This window comes from Polynucleobacter sp. 80A-SIGWE, from assembly GCF_018882295.1.
Classification (GTDB): domain Bacteria; phylum Pseudomonadota; class Gammaproteobacteria; order Burkholderiales; family Burkholderiaceae; genus Polynucleobacter.
This window is the reverse complement of record NZ_JACVOR010000001.1, coordinates 460,734-481,289: the sequence shown is the minus strand read 5'-3', so window position 1 is coordinate 481,289 and position 20,556 is coordinate 460,734. Positions and strand designations below refer to the sequence as shown.

The 20,556-nt window shown below is 45.7% G+C and carries 20 protein-coding genes; 9 read left to right on the top strand and 11 right to left on the bottom strand.

The genetic code is table 11. The features are described from left to right. Positions 1 to 15: 15 nt before the first annotated feature. Positions 16 to 783 (top strand): fumarylacetoacetate hydrolase family protein, encoded by a 768-nt coding sequence (locus ICN25_RS02560; RefSeq protein WP_216178847.1) that lies wholly within the window; start codon positions 16 to 18, stop codon positions 781 to 783. Between the two features lie 96 nt (positions 784 to 879). Here the strand turns inward: ICN25_RS02560 and ICN25_RS02555 are convergent, their stop codons facing one another. Both ICN25_RS02555 and ICN25_RS02550 read right to left on the bottom strand, forming a co-directional pair. Continuing rightward, a complete protein-coding gene (locus tag ICN25_RS02555; protein WP_215387118.1) occupies positions 880 to 1,899 on the bottom strand; it encodes a 2-dehydropantoate 2-reductase in 1,020 nt (339 codons plus the stop codon). A 101-nt stretch (positions 1,900 to 2,000) separates the two neighbouring features. Further along, positions 2,001 to 3,416: a sodium:solute symporter family protein gene (locus tag ICN25_RS02550; RefSeq protein ID WP_216178846.1), complete on the bottom strand. Its 1,416-nt coding sequence runs from the start codon at positions 3,414 to 3,416 to the stop codon at positions 2,001 to 2,003. 108 nt (positions 3,417 to 3,524) lie between these two features. Here ICN25_RS02550 and ICN25_RS02545 point away from each other — a divergent pair, with 108 nt between their 5' ends. Next, complete coding sequence (locus ICN25_RS02545; protein ID WP_216178845.1) at positions 3,525 to 4,514, top strand: squalene/phytoene synthase family protein; 990 nt, start codon at positions 3,525 to 3,527, stop codon at positions 4,512 to 4,514. Here ICN25_RS02545 and ICN25_RS02540 read toward each other — a convergent pair. Further along, a complete protein-coding gene (locus ICN25_RS02540; RefSeq protein ID WP_216178844.1) occupies positions 4,511 to 5,005 on the bottom strand; it encodes a methylated-DNA--[protein]-cysteine S-methyltransferase in 495 nt (164 codons plus the stop codon). The genes ICN25_RS02545 and ICN25_RS02540 overlap by 4 nt on opposite strands. 117 nt (positions 5,006 to 5,122) lie before the next feature. Between ICN25_RS02540 and ICN25_RS02535 the strand changes: the two genes are divergently transcribed. From ICN25_RS02535 to zapD, 6 genes are read left to right on the top strand one after another with little or no spacing between them, the layout of a single operon-like run. Then, positions 5,123 to 6,412, top strand: coding sequence for an HlyC/CorC family transporter (locus ICN25_RS02535; protein ID WP_216178843.1), 1,290 nt, complete (start codon positions 5,123 to 5,125; stop codon positions 6,410 to 6,412). Then, positions 6,409 to 7,479: a GspE/PulE family protein gene (locus tag ICN25_RS02530; protein WP_216178842.1), complete on the top strand. Its 1,071-nt coding sequence runs from the start codon at positions 6,409 to 6,411 to the stop codon at positions 7,477 to 7,479. The genes ICN25_RS02535 and ICN25_RS02530 overlap by 4 nt, the downstream gene beginning before the upstream one ends. Before the next feature lie 5 nt (positions 7,480 to 7,484). Continuing rightward, positions 7,485 to 8,543, top strand: coding sequence for a type II secretion system F family protein (locus tag ICN25_RS02525; protein WP_216178841.1), 1,059 nt, complete (start codon positions 7,485 to 7,487; stop codon positions 8,541 to 8,543). After that, the gene (locus ICN25_RS02520; protein WP_370624684.1) at positions 8,543 to 9,043 is read left to right on the top strand and encodes an A24 family peptidase; all 501 of its coding nucleotides are present in this window, start codon (positions 8,543 to 8,545) and stop codon (positions 9,041 to 9,043) included. The genes ICN25_RS02525 and ICN25_RS02520 overlap by 1 nt, the downstream gene beginning before the upstream one ends. Then, positions 8,998 to 9,660 carry a dephospho-CoA kinase gene (gene coaE / locus ICN25_RS02515; RefSeq protein WP_216862854.1) on the top strand — a complete coding sequence of 221 codons (663 nt, stop codon included), beginning with the start codon at positions 8,998 to 9,000 and terminating at the stop codon, positions 9,658 to 9,660. The genes ICN25_RS02520 and coaE overlap by 46 nt, the downstream gene beginning before the upstream one ends. Positions 9,661 to 9,695: 35 nt before the next feature. Further along, on the top strand, positions 9,696 to 10,448 hold the full coding sequence (gene zapD / locus ICN25_RS02510) for a cell division protein ZapD (RefSeq protein WP_216178840.1): 753 nt from the start codon (positions 9,696 to 9,698) through the stop codon (positions 10,446 to 10,448). On the opposite strand, the gene ICN25_RS02505 is transcribed toward zapD, so the two are convergent. The 4 genes from ICN25_RS02505 to secA all read right to left on the bottom strand — a co-directional run bounded on the left by ICN25_RS02505 (position 10,445) and on the right by secA (position 15,818). Then, positions 10,445 to 10,861, bottom strand: a complete 417-nt coding sequence (locus ICN25_RS02505) for an NUDIX domain-containing protein (protein WP_216178839.1) — start codon at positions 10,859 to 10,861, stop codon at positions 10,445 to 10,447. The genes zapD and ICN25_RS02505 overlap by 4 nt on opposite strands. A gap of 13 nt (positions 10,862 to 10,874) precedes the next feature. Beyond that, positions 10,875 to 11,735, bottom strand: coding sequence for an ATP-binding protein (locus ICN25_RS02500; protein WP_216178838.1), 861 nt, complete (start codon positions 11,733 to 11,735; stop codon positions 10,875 to 10,877). An 11-nt stretch (positions 11,736 to 11,746) separates the two neighbouring features. Further along, on the bottom strand, positions 11,747 to 12,982 hold the full coding sequence (gene argJ / locus ICN25_RS02495) for a bifunctional glutamate N-acetyltransferase/amino-acid acetyltransferase ArgJ (protein ID WP_216178837.1): 1,236 nt from the start codon (positions 12,980 to 12,982) through the stop codon (positions 11,747 to 11,749). A gap of 70 nt (positions 12,983 to 13,052) precedes the next feature. After that, complete coding sequence (secA, locus tag ICN25_RS02490; protein ID WP_216178836.1) at positions 13,053 to 15,818, bottom strand: preprotein translocase subunit SecA; 2,766 nt, start codon at positions 15,816 to 15,818, stop codon at positions 13,053 to 13,055. A gap of 24 nt (positions 15,819 to 15,842) precedes the next feature. Between secA and ICN25_RS02485 the strand changes: the two genes are divergently transcribed. Then, positions 15,843 to 16,376: a hypothetical protein gene (locus tag ICN25_RS02485; RefSeq protein ID WP_255536646.1), complete on the top strand. Its 534-nt coding sequence runs from the start codon at positions 15,843 to 15,845 to the stop codon at positions 16,374 to 16,376. A gap of 2 nt (positions 16,377 to 16,378) precedes the next feature. On the opposite strand, the gene lpxC is transcribed toward ICN25_RS02485, so the two are convergent. From lpxC to ftsA, 4 genes are all read right to left on the bottom strand, one after another. Next, positions 16,379 to 17,293 (bottom strand): UDP-3-O-acyl-N-acetylglucosamine deacetylase, encoded by a 915-nt coding sequence (lpxC, locus tag ICN25_RS02480; protein WP_216178835.1) that lies wholly within the window; start codon positions 17,291 to 17,293, stop codon positions 16,379 to 16,381. 28 nt (positions 17,294 to 17,321) lie between these two features. Then, positions 17,322 to 17,822, bottom strand: a complete 501-nt coding sequence (locus tag ICN25_RS02475; protein ID WP_215376659.1) for a peroxiredoxin — start codon at positions 17,820 to 17,822, stop codon at positions 17,322 to 17,324. Between the two features lie 112 nt (positions 17,823 to 17,934). Beyond that, a complete protein-coding gene (gene ftsZ, locus ICN25_RS02470; protein ID WP_216178834.1) occupies positions 17,935 to 19,275 on the bottom strand; it encodes a cell division protein FtsZ in 1,341 nt (446 codons plus the stop codon). 45 nt (positions 19,276 to 19,320) lie between these two features. Next, positions 19,321 to 20,550: a cell division protein FtsA gene (gene ftsA / locus ICN25_RS02465; RefSeq protein ID WP_173959480.1), complete on the bottom strand. Its 1,230-nt coding sequence runs from the start codon at positions 20,548 to 20,550 to the stop codon at positions 19,321 to 19,323. Positions 20,551 to 20,556: the final 6 nt, after the last annotated feature.

The following is a 20,556-nucleotide window of genomic DNA, read 5'->3' as shown; positions in this document are numbered from 1 at the left end:
TCAGGAGAATTCATTATGGCTCAATGGCTCAGGTTTCAACATCAAGGTAAATCCGGTTTAGGTCAAGTACAGGGCGATCAGATTACCGTGTACACCGGCGATCTATTTAATAATCCACAAGCCACTGGCGAGACATTAAAACTATCCGATGTCACCATCGACATCCCATGCACCCCTTCCAAAATGGTTGCCATGGTGGATAACTTTCATGCTCTTGTCACCAAGCTTGAGCATGCGGTACCAGCTGAGCCTTTATATTTCCTGAAAGGTAACAACTCTTTCTTGGCAGCCAATCAAACTATTCGCACTCCAAAATCCTACTCTGGAAAAGTTGTTTATGAGGGCGAACTCGGAATCGTCATCGGTAAAGCCTGTCATGAAGTGGATGAGTCACAAGCTGCTGCTGCAATTTTTGGTTATACCTGCATTAACGATGTCACAGCAATTGAGATTTTGAATCGTGATCCTGGGCACGCTCAGTGGACACGCTCTAAGAGCTTTAATACCTTTGGCGTCTTTGGCCCCTACATCACTACTGATGTAGATCCAAGCAAGTTAACAATTAAAACTATCTTGAATGAGCAAGAGCGTCAAAACTACCCCATCGCTGACATGATTTTTCCACCAGCAAAATTGGTCAGCCTGATATCTCAAGATGTTCCACTACAAGCTGGCGACATTATTGCTTGCGGAACTTCCGTGGGCGTTGGCTCTATGAAACCCGGCAGCAATGTCAGCATCATCATTGATGGCGTTGGACGCTTAGATAATCGTTTTGAATAAGTCATCTAATTCGCAAATTTAAAGCTAGCCCCTTAAAACAAAAACCCTCACCATAATTAGTGGTGAGGGTTTTTTAATGCTCAAAACTGCAGATACTTAGTAACCTGAAACAGATGGCAATGCCAAACTTCCTTTGGAGGCCTGAACATTTTCATCAAGGTATTTCGTCAACGCAAAGACGGTATTGAGGCATGGCGTTGGGGTTTCAGTAATCTTGCCAAGCTCAATCACAGAGCCCAATAAGGCATCAATCTCTAAGCTACGGCCTGCTTCCAAGTCTTGCAACATCGATGTCTTGTGTTTACCAACTTTTTCGGCACCAGCAATACGACGCTCAATGTCTACCCGGAAAGTCACACCCAATTTCTCAGCAATCGTTTGTGCTTCAGCCATCATGTTGCGAGCCAACTCTTTGGTAAGTGGATATTGGCAAATGCCCTCTAAGGTTCCATGAGTCAAAGAGCTGATTGGATTGAAGGTCATATTGCCCCACAACTTCAACCAAATCTCGGAGCGAATATCTTCGAGGATTGGTGATTTAAATCCAGCCGCTGACATCATTTCAGACATCTTCTGAATACGCTCAGTCTGCTTGCCGTCTAACTCACCCAATGGGAAACGATTACCCTCAACGTGACGGATTACGCCAGGAGCCTGGGTAAAAGTGGCTGGATACACCACGCAACCAATAATATTGTTTGGATTAATTGCATTCTTAGCAACACCACCGGCATCAACAGTCTCAACGGAGTGATCTTGATAGTCACCACCCAACTTCTGGAAGTACCACCAAGGAATTCCGTTTTGCATCGGAATCAAAATAGTTTCTGGGCCCATGATTGCAGCGAGATCTTCAATGATCGGCTCAACTTGATGCGCCTTCACAGCCAAGATCACCACATCCGGAGTTTCCGCATCCCGAATTTTTTCAACTGCTTTTACCTGCGCCACTAATGGCTCAGGCTGGTCATCCATAATCAATGCTAGGCCGCGCTCTTTAATCGCAGCTAATGTGGCACCACGCGCTACAACCGTGACGTCATTGCCAGCTCGCGCCAACATGACAGCAAGGTAACCGCCAATTGCGCCCCCTCCACCGATCACACAGATTTTCATAAGAACTCCATAAAGATAAGAAATTTTGAATTAATGTCATTTTAGAGGTGAATATTTTGCGGTGCAACAAAATATTATGCCTAATATTTAAGCAAATATGGCTAACTTGCAATCAATCTAGCTCTAGGCACTAAACCACCCAAAAGCATGCCAGCGATGCTGGCTAAAAGACCGGCTAACTGAGGGGGGAGAATAGACTCAGGAGCAAGCACTTCACAGCTAATCCAGACAACGAGGCCGCAAACTACTGATAACAATCCACCTAAGGAATTTGCCCTAGACCAGTACACCCCAAAAGCTAGTGGTACAAAAGCTGCCACCAAAGTCACTTTGTAAGCGTTCTCAACCATCTTAAAAATCGATAAATTAGAGTTGATAGCAAAAAAAGTGACTACCAGAGTGAAGCAGAGCACAGTAATTCGCATGACCTTCAACAGGTCTTGATCAGATAGGTGCTTAAAGAAGCCACGCACAATGTTCTCAGCAAAAGTGACCGAAGGTGCGAGTAATGTCGCACTGGCACAACTCTTGATAGCTGATAGAAGAGCACCAAAAAACATCACCTGAGCAATGAGTGGTGCGTGATTCAAAATCAGTTTGGGCAAAATCATTTGTGGATCTGTATATAAATACTGCTTCACTAGATCTGGACTAATGATGGTTGCAGAGTAAGCCAAATAAAGTGGAACAAATGCGAAGACAAAATACAGTACTCCGCCTAACAAAGCGGCTTGCACTGCAATGTTCACATTCTTAGAGGATGTGATCCGCTGAAACACATCTTGCTGCGGAATAGAGCCCAACATCATCGTGCATAAGGCGGCTGTAAAGCCAAGGATAGAGGCGAGATTCATCTCGGGCCAGAAGTTGGAAAACTGGCCAGCAGCAGCTGCATGCTCAAACACGACACCAACACCCCCAGTTTGAGCTGTTATCTCGCCGCCGATATAAAGCATGCCCACCACAATGATGATCATCTGGATAAAGTCGGTAATTGCCACCGACCACATGCCACCAAACAGTGTATAAATCAGAACGCTACCGGCGCCAATTAACATGCCGGCCGTTTGTGTAATGCTGCCTTCAGACACAACATTAAAGACAAGTCCCAAAGCTTTAATCTGCGCAGCCACCCACCCCAAATAGGAAACTACAATACAGAGAGTTACCAAAACCTCTACGGTACGGCCATATTTCTCCCGAAAGAAATCGCCGATGGTGAGCATGCGGCGGTTATAGAGATGGCGAGCAAAAAAGAGTCCGACTAAGATAAGACACAGGGAGGATCCGAAAGGATCCGAAACAATCCCACCAAGCCCCTCCTTTAGAAAGGTGGCTGGGATACCTAAAACCGCTTCGGAGCCAAACCAGGTAGCAAATACCGTAGCAGTAACAATCGGCAAAGGGAGGCTATGACCAGCCGCAGCAAAATCAGCCGTATTTTTGACCCGCAGCGCGGCCCAAAGACCAATGCCAACAGATACAACCCAATAGATGATGACAAACCAAATCAACATCGCCTAATTTCTCCTTCAGGAATTTGGTCAAATTATATGGCCTTGTTACTTATGTCATTTAATCAATAAGAGCCAAATTTGGGCGGCCTGGTCTGACATAATTCATGGGTGAATTCCGCCATACACCCCAAAGAGAACACTAATAGCGATCTAGCCTATCAAAAGGCGATTTTGGGTTCCGTATCGCGTACTTTTGCTCTCACCATCCCTCTCCTACCCCCAGCAATTGAGGTCGTGGTTGGCAATACCTATTTACTGTGTCGAATTGTCGACACTATCGAAGATGCGGCCGAACTCAGCCCAACAGAGAAACAAGGCTTATCTAAACTATTTTTAGAGGCAGTTCTAGGCGAGATTCCGGTAGAGGCTTTTGTAAGCCCCTGCCTAGATGCGTTAAAGGGTTACTCCAATGTCGATGAGCTCGATTTAATTGCGCATACCCCCACCGTTCTTCGCATTCTGCATACCTTCCCCGACAAAGATCAGGCTGCAATCAGTCGCTGCGTTTCTATCATGTCCGATGGTATGTCCCATTTCCACGGAAGACAAACGCAAGCAGGACTAAAAGACCTCGCAGAATTTGAAGAGTATTGCTATGTGGTGGCTGGCGTAGTTGGTGAACTACTCACTAGCATCTTTAGCAACTACTCCATTGAGTTTGCAAAGCAAATTAAAGGGCATGAGCAGTTGGCCATCGCCTTTGGTCAGGCTCTACAAATGACCAATATCCTCAAAGATTCGCCAGAGGATCGTGCACGCGGGGTCTCCTGGAAACCAGCATCAATCAGTCAAAGCAAGCTGCTCAAGATTGCCTACGAAAAACTACAAGACTCTATGAGCTACATGCTTCTGATTCCAGAAAATGAAGTAGGCATGAGACGCTTCTGTTTCCTTGCTTTCGGTCTTTCGATCATGACGCTTGAAAAAATTGCCACTAGAAAAGAATTCAGCAATAAATCTGAAGTGAAACTATCTAGAAATACCGTTTGGGCTTTCTATGCCTTTACCAAGATTGCAGCAAGCAATGCACCTCTAATGAAAGCATTCTTTTACGTAGCATCTAAGCAACTCAGAAAACTGTCCATAAAAAATCCTTAAAGCGCACCCTCATGCTTTAAGAGCCACATTTTTATCTGACGATAAAAACCAGGGGCATCCTCCTTCATAAAACCCCCAAGACCTTGTGCTGAAATAATGCGATGGCATGGTGTAACTAAGGGATATGGATTTGCGCCACAAGCTGTCCCAACTGCGCGCGGGCCACTCTTAATCATTTTTGCGATCTCACCATAGGTGCTCGTCTTCCCGACTCCAATGCCTTGAGTGGCATGCCATACCCTTTGCTGATGAACTGTTCCTGCAGGCTTCAGCGGAACATCAAAAATTGATAAAGCGTCACTGAAATACTGATCGCACTGTTTTGAGAATGCTTTAGCCAGCGCATTTCTTGGGGAAATTAAAGCAGTATTCGGAGGCAAGTAATCAATTTTCGAGATCATCAAACTACCGTCGACTAGCTCCGTTTGGACGCCCAGGCACCCAAAAGGGGCTGATATCACGCAATACTCAGTGGATGTAGGGGTGGGCATGAAGAAGATTCTGACACATATTGAAGGATAAATTCAGGCAGGATTCTGAACTGGCTATAGCTAGTGAAATGGCACTTTGCTATATTGGTTGTTCCTTATTCTCTGCAGGCATAACTGATGGACACTTTTTTTGATGATTGGCCCTTTATTGGCCAAGTCGCATTAGTCCTATTCTTACTCGCACTCTCCGGCTTCTTTTCAATGGCCGAAACCAGCATGCTGTCTTCCAACCGCCATCGCCTGCGTGCAATGGCTAATGGCGGGAACGCTGGAGCCGCACTTGCAGAGAGACTGTTAAAGCGCATTGATTCACTGCTTTCAGTGCTGCTGATCTCTAACAACCTCATCAATACGATCTTGCCGATCTTAGTTACCGGCATTGCATTACATATTTTTGGCGATAGCGGGCTGGTGCTGTCGATTGCCACATTAGTCGTTGCACTACTTATCATTATTTTTAGTGAAATAACGCCGAAAGTTATCGGCGCAGCTTTTCCTGAAAAAATTGCCAGTAATGTTGGCTGGTTCATTCTTCCCCTCACGTTCATTCTTAAGCCGCTACTCTGGTTCATTAATAGTTTTGTATCGGGGTTAATGAAAGTCTCTGGACTACAAGCCTCAACTGACAACAGAGTGATGAGCAAAGAAGAATTGCGCAGCTTAGTTCTGGAATCCAATCGATTTGTTTCCGCTCATCATCGCAATATTTTGCTCAATCTTTTCAACCTCGAAAATATCTTGGTTGACGATGTAATGACGCCTCGCTCGAAGATCGAAGTATTGGATCTCTCAAGACCTATTGGTGAGGTGGTTGAACAATTAGAAACTTGTTACCATAACAAGCTGCCAGTATGCGATGGCGACTCTGAGCGCATTGTTGGTATTCTGTCTGTAAAGAAAGTGCTCTCCTTGCTTGGTGACGCAGAGCTTCATCACGAAGACTTCAGATTATTGCTAAATGAGCCCTACTTCATTCCGAGTGGGACACCCGTTCTACAACAGATGCAATTTTTTCAAGATAACCAACAACGCTTAAGCCTGGTTGTGAATGAATATGGTGAAGTGCTGGGTCTAGTAACCTTTGAAGACATTGTTGAGGAGCTAATTGGTGAGTTCACCACCTCATTCTCCAATCTTTCCAATGATCCTCATTGGCTTACTGATGGCACCTACCTTGCAAGCGGCACTGCCTCTTTGCGAGATTTAAATCGCCTGCTGAAACTTGATCTTCCGCTAGATGGACCACGCACCTTGAATGGCCTTATTTTAGAAAAACTCGAAGCGATTCCTGATTACGATGTCAGCATTCGAATTGCTGGTGTGGTGATGGAAATTGTTCAGTTTGATGAGCATGGCGTAAAAACAGTGAAGCTGTACCGGCCCCTCACTCAAGAAAATCAAGATTGAGCGAACTGCTACATGACTCTCACATTATTCGAACCTGGCATGAAATCGCTGTTAATGCATTAAATAGTCGGTCTACGGATATTCATATTGAGGCAAGACCTCAAGAAACCGTAGTGCGCACCAGAATAGATGGGCGCCTCACATTACAAAACCAATACCCCATTGATCTGCATGAGCGATTAATTACGCGCATCAAAATATTGGCACGTCTTGATATTGCAGAAAAACGTGTACCTCAAGATGGGCGTCTTGTTATTGGTCATGACTTTAGCCATCCTAATATTGATTGTCGAGTCTCAATTCTTCCTACTTTGCATGGAGAAAAAGCAGTTATCCGGATTTTGCCAAGCCGCCTCGAAGAGCTAGCTTTAGATCAGCTTGGTTTGTCGCCGGATCAACTAGAAATTATTCAAGAGGCAATTAATCAAACTAATGGCTTGATTCTGGTAACTGGGCCAACTGGGAGCGGAAAGACGCGGACCTTATATAGCTGCTTGAGCGCACTAAACCAAGTGCAACGCAATATTTGCTCAGTTGAAGATCCTATTGAAATCCGGCTTCCCGGGGTCAATCAAGTGGCTTATCACCCCAAAGCAGGATTGGACTTTCCGACCATTATTCGCGCCCTTCTGCGTCAAGATCCAGATGTCATCATGATAGGTGAAATACGTGATTGCGCGAGCGCGCAGCTTGCTATCCAGGCTGCACAAACGGGGCACTTAGTGCTGAGCACCCTTCATACTCGAAATGCTATTGGGGCTTTATGTCGACTTAAAAGTCTCGGCATAGATCAAGAGTCTATTGAATCCTGTCTTCGTTGCGTCAGCTCTCAAAGATTAGTTCGAAAACTCTGCAAAGAGTGCAATCGAATTCCAGGCAAAAAATCTTGCGATCTTTGCAAGGGGGCTGGATATTTTGGTCGCATTGGCGTCCATGAAGTTTTAGGAAGCGAGCACTTGTTTAATTCAGCTCAAGCATTAGATATCTACTCAGCAGGAATGCAATTACTGAAGTCCGGCCTTATAGATCAGATATCGCTAGATTATGAGCTTGGCACTTGGCATTAGCCCAAATGCTTGTAAAGAGAAAACTCAGTAAGTCTGAGCAATTGCATTTTGCGCAACAAATGCTCTCCCTCCTTCAGGCTGGACTTCCCTTGCTCAACGCTATTCAGCTATTAATCCAGTCCGCGCCAATATCCTGGAAAATTTGGCTGGAAGATATTCGTAAGCAACTTCAAAAGGGTAATAGCTTTTCTTTTTGCCTCGGCGCACAAGATGGAAAGTTTTCTCCAGAGTTTTCTAACCTCATCAGAGTGAGCGAGAGAACAGGCGACCTCAGCTTAGCACTACGCACAATCTCACAGCAGCTAGAGGCCCAGATTGAGCTACGAAGAAAAGTGCAGCAGTCACTAACCTACCCCGTAATCACTTTAGCCACTTCTTTTCTGCTCGTACTGGTCATGATGATTTGGGTTGTGCCTGTATTCAAAGAGGTCTTTGGGCACTTCAACGCGGAACTTCCAGCGCCAACTAGAATCCTCATATCCATATCCACAGGTGTCCAAAGCCACTATCTAGAGATAGCACTAGGCGCGCTCGTAGTAGTCGCAAGCTTTGTGTACGCCTGGCTCAAATCTAGTGCACTCCAAAAATACTGTGATGCCCTCTTGTTACGCATTCCGTTTTTTGGCAATCTATTTAGACTAGCAACACTGAGTCATTGGTGCCGAACTTTAGGACATCTTCTGGAGACTGGTTTACCGCTCCCAGATGCACTAAGGGTAACTGCGCAATCATCTAATCACTGGGTGAGTCACGAGTTTAGCGCTGAGATATTTAAACACCTCACTCGTGGCTGGCCCTTGGGGGAATCACTCAAGCGAGCAGACCCTAAATCAAGAATTCTGGATGTAGAGACTTTATTACTGCTGCATATTGGTGCCGAAAGTGGCGCGTTGGCTGAGATGTTAAATAAGCGTGCTGCTACCCTAGGCTCACAGTTAAGCAGTCAACTCAATACACTCAGCCAAAATTTGGAGCCTGCACTGATTCTTTTTGTTGGGGCCATTATTGGTAGCTTAGTCATAATCCTATATCTACCCATCTTTAATTTAGGACAAATCGTTTAGTGGATCCCAAAATAAGTATCTGGATCATCAAATCTCTGCTGATGCTGGCTTTGATTTATTTAGCCTATATTGATTGGCGCACTCTCCGTCTTCCAAACGCCATTACCTTCCCTCTGATTATTTTGGGCATTGCTTTTAATTGGATCTCAGACCTGCGCTTAGCTGATCCAAGCTCGGCACTCCTTGGGGCGCTCCTAGGATATGCATCACTGTGGGCATTAAATGCCAGCTATCGCCTTCTACATAACCGGAATGGGATTGGAATGGGTGATGCCAAGCTCTTGGCTGCACTGGGTGCTTGGTTAGGGTGGAGCTCTTTACCCAGCATCCTTTTGATAGCCTCAGCCACAGGAATAGCGGGGGGCATTATCTGGCTTAAATGGCGGGGTCATCAACTTCAACAGGCTTTTCCTTTTGGCCCTTTTTTAGTGATTGCTGGCATTATTGAATTGTTATGGCCTCAACTCATTCCAACTTTGATTCTGCCCAAGCTGATTTAAAAGCCCTAAAGGGGGAAATTCCTTTAATTGGCTTAACTGGCGGCATTGGATCTGGCAAAACTGCAGTCAGCGACTTGCTGGGTAAGCTTGGGGCTGGAATTATTGATACAGACCTGATTTCTCATCAAATCACCGCCCCTGGTGGAAAAGCCATTCCATTGATTGCAAAGGCATTTGGGGCTGACTTTATTGATCCCCAAGGCGCCCTTATTCGCCCCAAAATGCGGACCGTAGTCTTCGAAGATCCCGGTGCCCGCAAAGTTCTTGAGCAAATCACCCACCCCTTAATTCAAGAAGAAACCAGCAAACAAGCATTTGAATTGGCCAAGTCTGGTGCGCCTTATCTTGTTTTTGTTGTTCCCCTACTCATTGAATCTGGCTACTGGGCAAAGCTAATTGACTATCTTGTGGTGGTGGACTGCCCAGAGAAAACCCAAATCCAAAGAGTGATGCACCGCAACAATATGACCCGCTCAGACGTGGAAAATATTCTGAAAGCACAAACTAGCCGAAAAGCTCGGCTAGCGGCTGCTAACACTGTTATTGAAAATCAGGGCAGCCTGAATGAACTCAAATCAGGGGTTCTAAGCCTGCACCAACAATTGCTCAAAATTTAGGAAGAGCCCCTGAGTTCGTCATAGAATATAGGCTTGTGATTGTCTACGAATACCCCTTCAATGAACTAGTTCGAAGCATGCTTCGACTGGAGTATTTGTTCGCCCGCTTTAATCACTTCCTTCGATCCGATGATCCTGAACTACATCACAATGCAATTGCGATGTTATTTGACCTAGGTGACATTGGCTCTCGCGGTGATATCAAATCACTGTTACTCAAAGAATTTGAGCGTCAGAAGTATGCCTTGAACGGTTTAAAGTCTTCCCAGAAGGTAGATCAAGAGGCGCTGACACAAACACTATCTGAAATTGATAAAGCCGCACTAAATATTAATCAATCGATGGGCAAGCCAAATTCAGTAATTACTGAGAGTGAATGGCTTAACGCCATTCGCACACGATTGAATATTCCTGGCGGCACTAGCCCGATTGATTTGCCTAGCTACCATGCTTGGAAAAACACTCCCTCAACTCAACGCAGAGAGTTGTTAGAAAAATATGTTGCACCACTTTTGCCATGGCATGAAGCTTGCCAAATTTTCTTGAGATTATTGCGTCAGTCTGGTGAAGCAAAAGATGTTGTTGCACATCAAGGCTCTTATCAACAAGCACCATCTGGCAAGGTTTATCAATTAATGCGCATAACTGTAGAAGACGACTCTCTCTTCTCAGAAATCAGTGCTAACAAATATTTACTGTCGATTCGTTTTTTAAAGGCGGATGGAGATAAAAAGCCTCAGGTCATAAATGAGGATGTTCCCTTTAGACTCACCCTCTGCCAGCTCTAAACCCTTAGTAGCTTAAGCTTTTCCAGCATGGGCCATGCAGCTGGCAACAAAGGCTCTACCGTTGGAAGCCCATCACTGAGCAGTTGCCAAGATAAAGCCTGACCCTCACACCCCTGAGGGATTCCAGTCCATTTTCGAATAATGCTGACATGCAAGCGGACATAAGCATGTGGATAGTCATGCTCTAAAACAACCAACTCTTCACTAGACTCAATATCAATTCCAAGCTCTTCTTGCAATTCGCGTTTCAGCGCCATGAAAACCGATTCACCAGCTTCTATCTTTCCACCCGGAACTTCCCAGTAGCCTGCATAAGGCTTGCCTTCTGGTCGTTGCCCCAGAAGATAGCGCCCCTCAGCATCTAATAAGATTCCAGCAGCAACTTCTGTAACAGGGCGATTTGAGTCACGCATGAGTCGTCAATGATTAAGCGGTATGCGAACCAGCCCAGTGTTTAGCAAACTGCCAAGCCACACGACCTGATCGTGATCCACGCTCTAAGGCCCAAACCAATGCTTCAGCTCTAGCACCTTCAATCTGCGAGTCACTCAAACCAAAATGACGCAGCCAATGAGCAACAATTTCTAGATACTCATCTTGCTTTGGTGGGTAGAAAGAAAGCCATAATCCAAAACGCTCTGAGAGAGAAATTTTTTCCTCAACTACTTCACCTGGATGAATTTCTCCATCATCACCATGAACATAGCCCTCGTTATCCTTCATATATTCAGGCAAGAGATGGCGACGATTGGAAGTAGCGTAAATCAAAATATTGTCGACTTGAGCTGATACAGAGCCATCTAACGCAGACTTCATCGCTTTATAGCCAGACTCACCATCTTCAAATGAGAGGTCGTCACAAAAAACAATGAAGCGCTCTGGGCGGTCAGCTAATAAATCTGTAATGTCAGCCAAGTCAGCTAAATGCTCTTTTTCAACCTCGACTAAGCGCAAGCCCTGGCTAGCAAACTCATGCAAACTCGCTTTAATGAGTGATGACTTTCCTGTGCCACGTGCACCAGTGAGCAAAATATTATTAGCAGGCTTTTTTTGAATAAAGTTTTTTGTATTGTCACGAATAGCATCGCGTTGACGATCAATATTCTTTAGATCATCAAAAGAAATATCGGCAACATGTTTAACTGGCTGTAAAAAACCAATGCTTCCAAAGATACTATCGCGACGACGCCATCTGAAAGCAGTCGAGGATTTCCACTGCTCTTCAGTTAACGCTTTAGGTAGAAATGTTTCAAGATGACTTAAGAGTTGCTCTAGTTTTTCATTCATGTAACAAGTTCCTATGAACGGTAATCAGCATTAATGGAAACGTAGTCATGCGATAAGTCGCAAGTCCACATCGTCTGCTGCGCTGATCCGCGACCCAAATCAATCTTGATGGTAATTTCTGGTGCCTGCATGACTCTTTGTCCGTCAGCCTCTTGGTAATCCGGGTTACGGCCACCATTCTTGGCAACCCACACGTCTCCAAGCCACATTTGTACTTGATTAACATCAAGGTCAGTAATGCCAGCATAGCCAATCGCAGCAAGGATGCGACCTAAGTTGGGGTCACTGGCAAAGAAGGCAGTTTTTACCAAAGGTGAATGGGCGATTGCCTCCGCCACTAAACGACATTCTGCTTCAGTCTTGCCACCTTGCACATCAATCGTAATAAATTTGGTTGCTCCCTCGCCATCTCTCACAATCATTTGAGCAAGCTTACGTGCGAGATTAATTAAGGCGGTCCGAACCATGCCATAGCTAGCATCGCTTGTAGATTGAATCTGCACAGCTGACTGACCAGTCGCCATGATGATGAATGAATCGTTCGTCGAAGTATCGCCATCAATCGTAATAGCATTAAATGACTGATCGGCAATTTCTTGAGTTAATTTAGAGAGTAAGCCAGGTGCAAAACCAGCATCTGTTGCAATGAATCCCAACATGGTCGCCATATTCGGATGAATCATTCCTGCGCCCTTACAAATACCAGTGATAGTCACAGGTCCAGCCGGGGTCTCTACCGTCATAGATGTAGCTTTAGGCTGTGTATCCGTAGTCATGATGGCTTCTGCAGCATCAAGCCAATGATCCTCACCTAAGTTAGTCACGGCTTTGGGTAAAGCAGCAATCAATTTATCAATTGGAAGTGGCTCTAGAATCACACCAGTTGAAAAAGGCAGAATTTGTTCTGGATTGAGCTTGAGCTCTTTAGCCAACTGAGCACAAGTTGCTAAAGCATCTTGCATACCCCGCTCACCAGTCCCTGCATTGGCATTACCAGTATTGACCACCAAAGCACGAATCTCACCCTTAGATCCATCTAGCGCCAAATGCTCACGGCAAACCTGAACCGGCGCAGCGCAGAAACGATTTAAAGTAAAAACACCGGCAACTTGTGAGCCAGGGGCCAAAGTCATCACCAATAAATCTTTACGATTGGCCTTTTTGATTCCAGCTTCGGCGATGCCCATCTGAAAACCTTTAACAGGCTTAAGTTGGTCTTTTTGGGGGAGTGGTAAATTAACTGTCATGATCTGACAATTGTAGATGAGGCATTACAGAGCTGCCGGGACTGGCAGCTCTTTTTTAATCCCGCTAAATTTAACCTAGTGCGCCGCAGCAGTTCTTGTACTTCTTACCACTACCGCAGGTACAAGGATCATTGCGACCTACTTTAGGGCCAGTACGCATGGGTGCAGGAGCAATTTCAATCGCTGCACCACGATCGCCAGTTGAGCCAGCCACCTCAAGATCTGCATCAGCATGCTGATACTGCACATCTGAAAGTTTGGCTAAATCTTCATTCATCGACTCAGAGGCTTCGTCCAACTCGCTTGCACTACGAATCTGTACTGTCATGATGCTTTTCACAACATCATTCTTAATGACGTTCAGCAACTCACCATATAGCTCGAATGCTTCTCGGCGGTACTCTTGTTTTGGATCTTTCTGAGCGTAACCACGCAAATGGATGCCTTGACGTAAATGATCTAAAGCGGCTAAATGTTCACGCCAATGGGTATCTAAGCTATAGAGCAAAACTGAGCGCTCAAATCCAGCGAAGGATGCGCGTCCAGAAAGATCTACTTTTGCATCGTAGGCTTCTTTTGCAGCCTCTAATACACGATCAACAATCTGCTCATCGTCCATAGATGCAGCATTTTCAACCCAATTTTTCAGGTCGACTGTTAAGCCCCAGTCGCTGGCCAATACATTCTCCAAGCCAACTAGATCCCACTGCTCTTCCATCGATTCTAGGGGAACGTATAAGGCACAAATGCCACGCAACACATCTTCACGCAAATTGGCAATCAACTCACCAACATCAGCACTTTCAAGAACTTCATTTCTTAAGCGATAAGTTTCTTTACGCTGATCATTGGCAACGTCGTCGTATTCCAGTAATTGCTTACGAATATCAAAGTTACGGCCTTCAACCTTGCGCTGAGCAGACTCAATTGAACGAGTCACCATTCCAGCTTCAATTGGTTCGCCATCCGGCATTTTCAGACGGTCCATTACTGCACGCAAACGATCCCCAGCAAAAATACGCAGTAAAGAGTCGTCCAAAGAAAGATAAAAACGGGAAGAACCAGAATCACCCTGACGACCAGCACGACCGCGAAGCTGATTATCAATACGACGGCTCTCGTGACGCTCTGTACCAATAATGTGCAAGCCACCCGCAGCTAATACTTGGTCATGCAAACTTTGCCACTCATCCTGCAAGGTCTTAATCTTGGCTGCTTTTTCTGTATCGGATAGAGCAGCATCCGCTTCAATTAAAGAGGATTGTTTGCCAACGTTTCCGCCCAAAACAATATCCGTACCACGGCCAGCCATATTGGTGGCAATGGTGATCATCTTTGGTCTACCAGCTTGAGCAATGATCTCTGCTTCACGGGCATGCTGTTTCGCGTTCAATACTTGATGTGGCAATTGACGCTTATCTAGTAAGCCAGCAATTAATTCTGAATTCTCAATTGAAGTTGTACCAACCAATACAGGTTGGCCACGTTTGTAACAATCCTCAATATCTTTAATTACTGCATCGTAGCGCTCGCGCGATGTCTTGTAGATCTGATCTTGACGATCTTTTCGTTGGCTAATGCGATTGGGGGGAATAACTACAGTCTCAAGGTTATAAATCTCCTTGAACTCATAAGCTTCGGTGTCTGCAGTACCAGTCATACCAGCCAACTTGCCATACATACGGAAGTAGTTCTGGAAAGTAATTGTGGCTAGCGTCTGATTCTCATTCTGAATCTGTACACCCTCTTTAGCCTCAACAGCTTGATGCAAACCATCAGACCAACGACGACCCTGCATTAGACGCCCTGTGAACTCATCAACAATAATGACTTCACCATTCTGAACAACATATTGTTGATCACGGTTGTACAGAGTATGCGCACGTAATGCGGCATACACGTGATGCATCAAAGTAATATTTTGCGGAGCATACAAAGAGTCGCCATCATTCAATGCGCCAAGCTCAACTAAAACTGTCTCTGCCTTATCGTGACCGCGCTCTGTTAAGTAGACTTGCTGGGACTTTTCATCAACCCAGTAATCACCTGGCTTTTCAACACCAGTGCCGTCTGCTTTTTCTTCACCAATTTGGCGCTCCAAGTAAGCAGGCAATGCATTGATCTTGATATACAAATCAGTGTGGTCTTCGGCCTGACCAGAAATGATCAATGGGGTACGAGCCTCATCAATCAGAATGGAGTCAACCTCATCAACAATCGCATAAGCTAGGCCACGCTGAACACGTTGACCCAAGTCTTGCACCATGTTGTCACGGAGGTAATCAAATCCAAACTCATTATTAGTACCATAGGTGATATCAGATGCATAAGCTTCTTGCTTGGTTGTGTGATCCATCTGAGATAGATTCACGCCAACCTTCATACCTAAGAAGTTATAGAGCGTTGACATCCACTCAGCATCGCGCTGAGCCAAATAATCATTTACCGTGATGACATGAACACCTTTGCCTGTTAAAGCATTCAAATACACAGGAAGCGTAGCGGTTAAGGTTTTACCTTCGCCCGTTCCCATTTCAGCAATCTTGCCTTGGTGTAATGCAAGACCACCCATCATCTGCGCATCAAAGTGGCGCATCTTCATCACTCGTGAACTTGCCTCACGAACTACCGCAAAAGCCTCTGGAGCAATATCATCTAATGACTCACCCGCAGCCAAACGCGACTTGAACTCAGCAGTTTTTGCTTGCAGTGCGGCATCATCCAAAGCTTGCAGGCTAGGCTCGAAAGCGCTAACTTTGGCAACTACTTTGCGATACTGTTTTAAGAGGCGGTCGTTACGACTGCCGACCAGGGTTTTAAGAAGACCGATTACCATGGGATATTGAAGTAAATTAAGACCTTGAGTTTATCACCCGCACCCTCTTTTTATATGAACTTTGCCCCTAAACCTGTCCGCACGAAAGCCGCCCATGAGTGGCTAGAGTATTTGCGCGACTCTGAGGGCTTGGGCGGAATTTTGGCGAAAACAGAAGATCTGGCCAAACTCAAAATTGCCCTCAAAGCAGCTCTTTTTGAGTTAGATTTAGATAACTTAGCGCCTAAAATTGAGGCTGGCTGGCGTTCTGGCGGTCAGAATGAATTATTTTTACTGGTGAATGGGGCAAGTATCGCCACCCGTCTTCAGCAGGTTTTACCTAGTCTAATCAATGAGTTAGCTAAAAAAGGGGTTATTTGCAGTAGCATTAAGGTGCGTCTAAAGCCAGCCCCACCAACCTGGGACATTAAGCCCCGCGAAGGTCAGCAGGTCAGCCAGAAGCCAAAAGGCTTTAATGCCGTAGCGAGGGCTTCCTGGGAATCCTTATTGGAGAAATTGGCACCAGATTCTGATCTGCGTAAGGCGGTTGAACGCCTACTTCAAAGCAAGCCTAAATAAACCTAGAAAAAGAGGGGTTGACTCTCTTTGGAATAGGCGGCGGGAGCCTTATTTTCTGGAAAACTGCTAACTTCATAAGAACTGGGGTCTTCTAAAAGCTTACGCAAGAGCGCGTTATTGAGGGCATGTCCTGATTTTTCAGCGACATAAGAGCCAACAATCGGATGACCAACTAAATACAGATCGCCGATAGCGTCCAAAATTTTGTGACGGACAAACTCATCCTCATAACGTAACTCTTCGTTATTCAGAATGCGATGCTCATCAAGCACGATCGCGTTATCTAAACTTCCGCCACGTGCCAATCCCATTTCTCGCAAAGCCTCAACTTCATGCGCAAAGCCAAAAGTACGAGCACGGCCAATCTCGCTTCTATAGGCATGTTCTGCAAAATCCACTACAAAGCGCTGACCAGTTTTATCTACTGCCGGGTGCTTAAAGTCGATTGTGAAATCTAACTTATATCCAAAGAAAGGTTCTAGACGTGCGAGCTTGTCGCCCTCTCGGACTTCAATCGGTTTTTTAATCACAACAAATTGACGTGGTGCCTCTTGCTCTGCAATACCCGCCGATTCCATCAGAAACAAGAATGAGGCTGCGCTGCCATCCATGATGGGAACCTCTTCGCCATCTAGCTCAATCAGTAAATTATCAAGACCTAGGCCTGCACAAGCGGAGAGCAAATGCTCCACAGTGGAAACACGAACCCCATCTTTTTGAATCACTGAGGCTAAGCGAGTATCGCAAACCGCCAGAGCAGTGGCCGGTACAACCGATTGCTCTGGGGTGTCTACACGTACAAATAAGATTCCTGAATTTATCGGCGCAGGCTTAATAGACAAAGTCACCTTGCGACCAGAGTGCAAGCCAATCCCCACGGTTTTAATCGGGGTGGCGATTGTGCGTTGCTTCATCATGGTTCTATCTAAATTCAGGAATGATTTCTTAAAGCTTCTTCAAAATTGAAGCAGCGTCGCTTACTTCAAACTTACCAGGTGCTTCACGATCTAAAGTTGTCACTACACCGTCTTCAACAATCATGGCATAACGATCTGAACGCACGCCCAAACCACGTGCAGTCAAATCTAATTCGAGGCCAAGTTTCTTAGTAAATTCAGCACTACCATCGCCCAACATGCGGATCTTTTTACCCACCTTTTGATCGCGGCCCCAAGCACCCATTACAAATGGATCATTAACTGAAATACACCAAATTTCATCAACGCCTTTTGCTTTGATTGCATCAAAGTGCTCAACATAGCTAGGTACGTGCTTTGCTGAACAAGTCGGCGTAAATGCGCCAGGCAAAGCAAAGATCACAATCTTTTTGCCAGCAGTGAGTTTTTCAACTTCGAATGCGTTTGGACCAATAGCGCAACCTTCACTAGCTTCATCTAAAAACTCATAAAGAGTAGCGTTTGGTAATTTTTGTCCGACTGCGATCATAAGATCTCCAATGAAATAGTTGTCATGAGTATGCCAACGCTAGCGCGGGATTCGTCGTCCGGAGGGGCGCCGCGCTGGCATTCTGCAACTACATATTGTATTGAGCAGTGGTTTAGTCTGCTTGCTTACGTAAAAAGGCTGGGATTTCGTAGTAATCAGCCCCTTTATCCAACATGGTTTTTGCCTGTGGTGAGCTATCAGCACCTAATGTAGGGGCTGGTGTAGCTTCACGCGAACTACGGAATACACGTGGCAAATCATATTGGCTGTAATCGACTCCGCTAGTTGCTGGTTGAGCGGCCATCGAAGGCGCAGTACCAGCACCTGTCATTGCCAAACCAGCGCTAGTGCTTAAAGCTGAATCAAGACTTACCTTGCTCATTGCTGCTGAAGCGCTTGCTGGAGCAAAGCTATTCAAGTCAGCCATTGTTGGCATCGCATCATGCGTACCAGTAGCTTGTCTCCAAACTACTTCTGGTTGATGATGTTGACGTGCTTGTGGATTATTCAAGCCAGTAGCCACTACAGTAACGCGCAAGGCATCACCTAAGCTCTCGTCATATACAGTACCAAAGATCACAGTAGCATCATCTGCAGCATAGCCACGGATCGCTGCCATCACTTCACGAGTCTCAGACAACTTCAATGAACGGCTAGCGGTGATATTCACCAATACGCCACGCGCACCAGATAAATCAACACCTTCGAGCAATGGTGAGGCAACAGCAGCTTCAGCAGCTAAACGTGCACGATCCATGCCAGAAACTGTTGCAGTCCCCATCATCGCCTTGCCTTGTTCGCCCATCACTGTTTTCACGTCCTCAAAGTCGACGTTGATCAAACCTTGTACGTTAATAATTTCTGCAATACCTGAAACGGCGTTATGCAATACATCATCAGCGCATGCGAATGCCTTATCAAACTCAGCATCTTCACCCATAACTTCGAACAGTTTCTCATTGAGAACTACGATCAATGAATCTACATATGACTCAAGCTCAGCTGCGCCATTTTCCGCAACTTTCAGACGCTTCACGCCTTCAAAGTCAAATGGTTTGCTGATAACGCCCACAGTCAAAATACCCATCTCTTTAGCAACTTGAGCAACGATTGGTGCTGCGCCAGTACCTGTGCCGCCACCCATACCAGCAGTAATAAACACCATGTGTGCGCCTTGCAATGTATCCGCAATACGTGCGCGAGCTTCTTCAGCGGAGGCTGCACCGATTTCAGGTTTTGCGCCAGCACCGAGTCCGCTAGAGCCTAGTTGCAAATTCACAGATGCCTCAGAACGCTGTAAAGCGCCAGCATCGGTGTTCATGCAAATAAACTCTACGCCGTTAACACCGCGACGAATCATGTGCTGAACTGCATTACCACCTGCACCACCAACTCCAACCACTTTAATAATGGTTTTGCCGGCTGTTTCTTGATCTAACATTTCAAATTCCATATACCCTCCTAGGTAATAAGTACTACGTTGACGACGACGAAAAACTTAAAAATTTCCTGCGAACCATTCCTTCATGCGCGAAATCACACTTTGCAACGCGCCTGACTGAGATACTCGACGGCCACGCAACAACTGCGCCTGGCCTTCCATTAATAAACCGATGCTGGTAGCAAAACGAGGGCTACGCAAAACTTCATGCAAGTGGCCGCGGTACTCAGGAGTACCGATACGCGCTGGACGTAAGAAGACTTGCTCAGCAAGCTCAACCATGCCTGGCATTAACGAAGTTCCACCAGTCAGCACGATTCCTGAAGACACCATATCTTCGTAACCAGAATCTCGAACTACACCACGTACCAAAGTAAATAACTCTTCTACGCGCGGCTCAATGACAGCAGCTAAGGCTTGCTTAGACATTGGGCGTGGCTCGCGATCTCCAACGCCGGGCACATCAATCATGGTGGTTGGATCCGCCATATCTTGACGAGCAATACCATATTGAATTTTGAGATCTTCAGCATCGATCGTCGGCGTACGCAATGCCATCGCAATGTCATTAGTAATTTGATCGCCAGCAATCGGAATCACAGCAGTATGTCGAATGGAGCCCTGGCAATAGATAGCGATATCAGTTGTGCCGCCACCAATATCAACCAAGACAACGCCCAGCTCTTTTTCATCTTCTGTTAGCACAGCTAAGCTAGATGCTAGCGGCTGCAAAATAAGATCATTTACTTCCAAGCCACAGCGACGCACACACTTCACAATATTTTGCGCAGCACTAACAGCGCCAGTAACAATATGCACTTTCACCTCTAGGCGCAAACCACTCATTCCAATTGGCTCACGCACATCTTCTTGTCCATCAATAATGAATTCTTGAACAAGGATATGTAGGATTTGTTGATCTGTTGGAATATTGATTGCTTTGGCAGTTTCCAAGACGCGCTCAACATCTCCAGCGCTAACCTCTTTATCGCGAATGGCCACCATACCGCTGGAGTTAAAACTCACAATGTGATTTCCAGCGATGCCAGTAAAGACCTGCACGATCTGGCGATCTGCCATGACCTCAGCTTCTTCAAGAGCTTTTTGAATAGATTGGACAGTAGCCTCAATATTGACAACTACGCCTTTCTTCAAACCTTTGGACGCAGTTTGGCCAACGCCAACGACATTAAATTGGCCATCCGGTGCTAACTCTGCAACCAAAGCAACCACCTTGGAGGTCCCAATATCTAATCCGACCAATAAATCGCGGTTGTCTTTACTCATTCTCAT

Coding starts and splice junctions, on each gene's coding strand:
- ICN25_RS02550 (WP_216178846.1), bottom strand. CDS start 3,416: ATGTTGATTTGGTTTGTCATCATCTATTGGGTTGTATCTGTTGGCATT.
- ICN25_RS02475 (WP_215376659.1), bottom strand. CDS start 17,822: ATGATCGCAGTCGGACAAAAATTACCAAACGCTACTCTTTATGAGTTT.
- ICN25_RS02505 (WP_216178839.1), bottom strand. CDS start 10,861: ATGCGTGACTCAAATCGCCCTGTTACAGAAGTTGCTGCTGGAATCTTA.
- lpxC (WP_216178835.1), bottom strand. CDS start 17,293: ATGATGAAGCAACGCACAATCGCCACCCCGATTAAAACCGTGGGGATT.
- coaE (WP_216862854.1), top strand. CDS start 8,998: ATGGCCTCAACTCATTCCAACTTTGATTCTGCCCAAGCTGATTTAAAA.
- ICN25_RS02525 (WP_216178841.1), top strand. CDS start 7,485: ATGCTTGTAAAGAGAAAACTCAGTAAGTCTGAGCAATTGCATTTTGCG.
- ftsZ (WP_216178834.1), bottom strand. CDS start 19,275: ATGGAATTTGAAATGTTAGATCAAGAAACAGCCGGCAAAACCATTATT.
- ICN25_RS02535 (WP_216178843.1), top strand. CDS start 5,123: ATGGACACTTTTTTTGATGATTGGCCCTTTATTGGCCAAGTCGCATTA.
- ftsA (WP_173959480.1), bottom strand. CDS start 20,550: ATGAGTAAAGACAACCGCGATTTATTGGTCGGATTAGATATTGGGACC.
- ICN25_RS02560 (WP_216178847.1), top strand. CDS start 16: ATGGCTCAATGGCTCAGGTTTCAACATCAAGGTAAATCCGGTTTAGGT.
- ICN25_RS02555 (WP_215387118.1), bottom strand. CDS start 1,899: ATGAAAATCTGTGTGATCGGTGGAGGGGGCGCAATTGGCGGTTACCTT.
- secA (WP_216178836.1), bottom strand. CDS start 15,818: ATGGTAATCGGTCTTCTTAAAACCCTGGTCGGCAGTCGTAACGACCGC.
- ICN25_RS02500 (WP_216178838.1), bottom strand. CDS start 11,735: ATGAATGAAAAACTAGAGCAACTCTTAAGTCATCTTGAAACATTTCTA.
- ICN25_RS02540 (WP_216178844.1), bottom strand. CDS start 5,005: ATGCCCACCCCTACATCCACTGAGTATTGCGTGATATCAGCCCCTTTT.
- argJ (WP_216178837.1), bottom strand. CDS start 12,982: ATGACAGTTAATTTACCACTCCCCCAAAAAGACCAACTTAAGCCTGTT.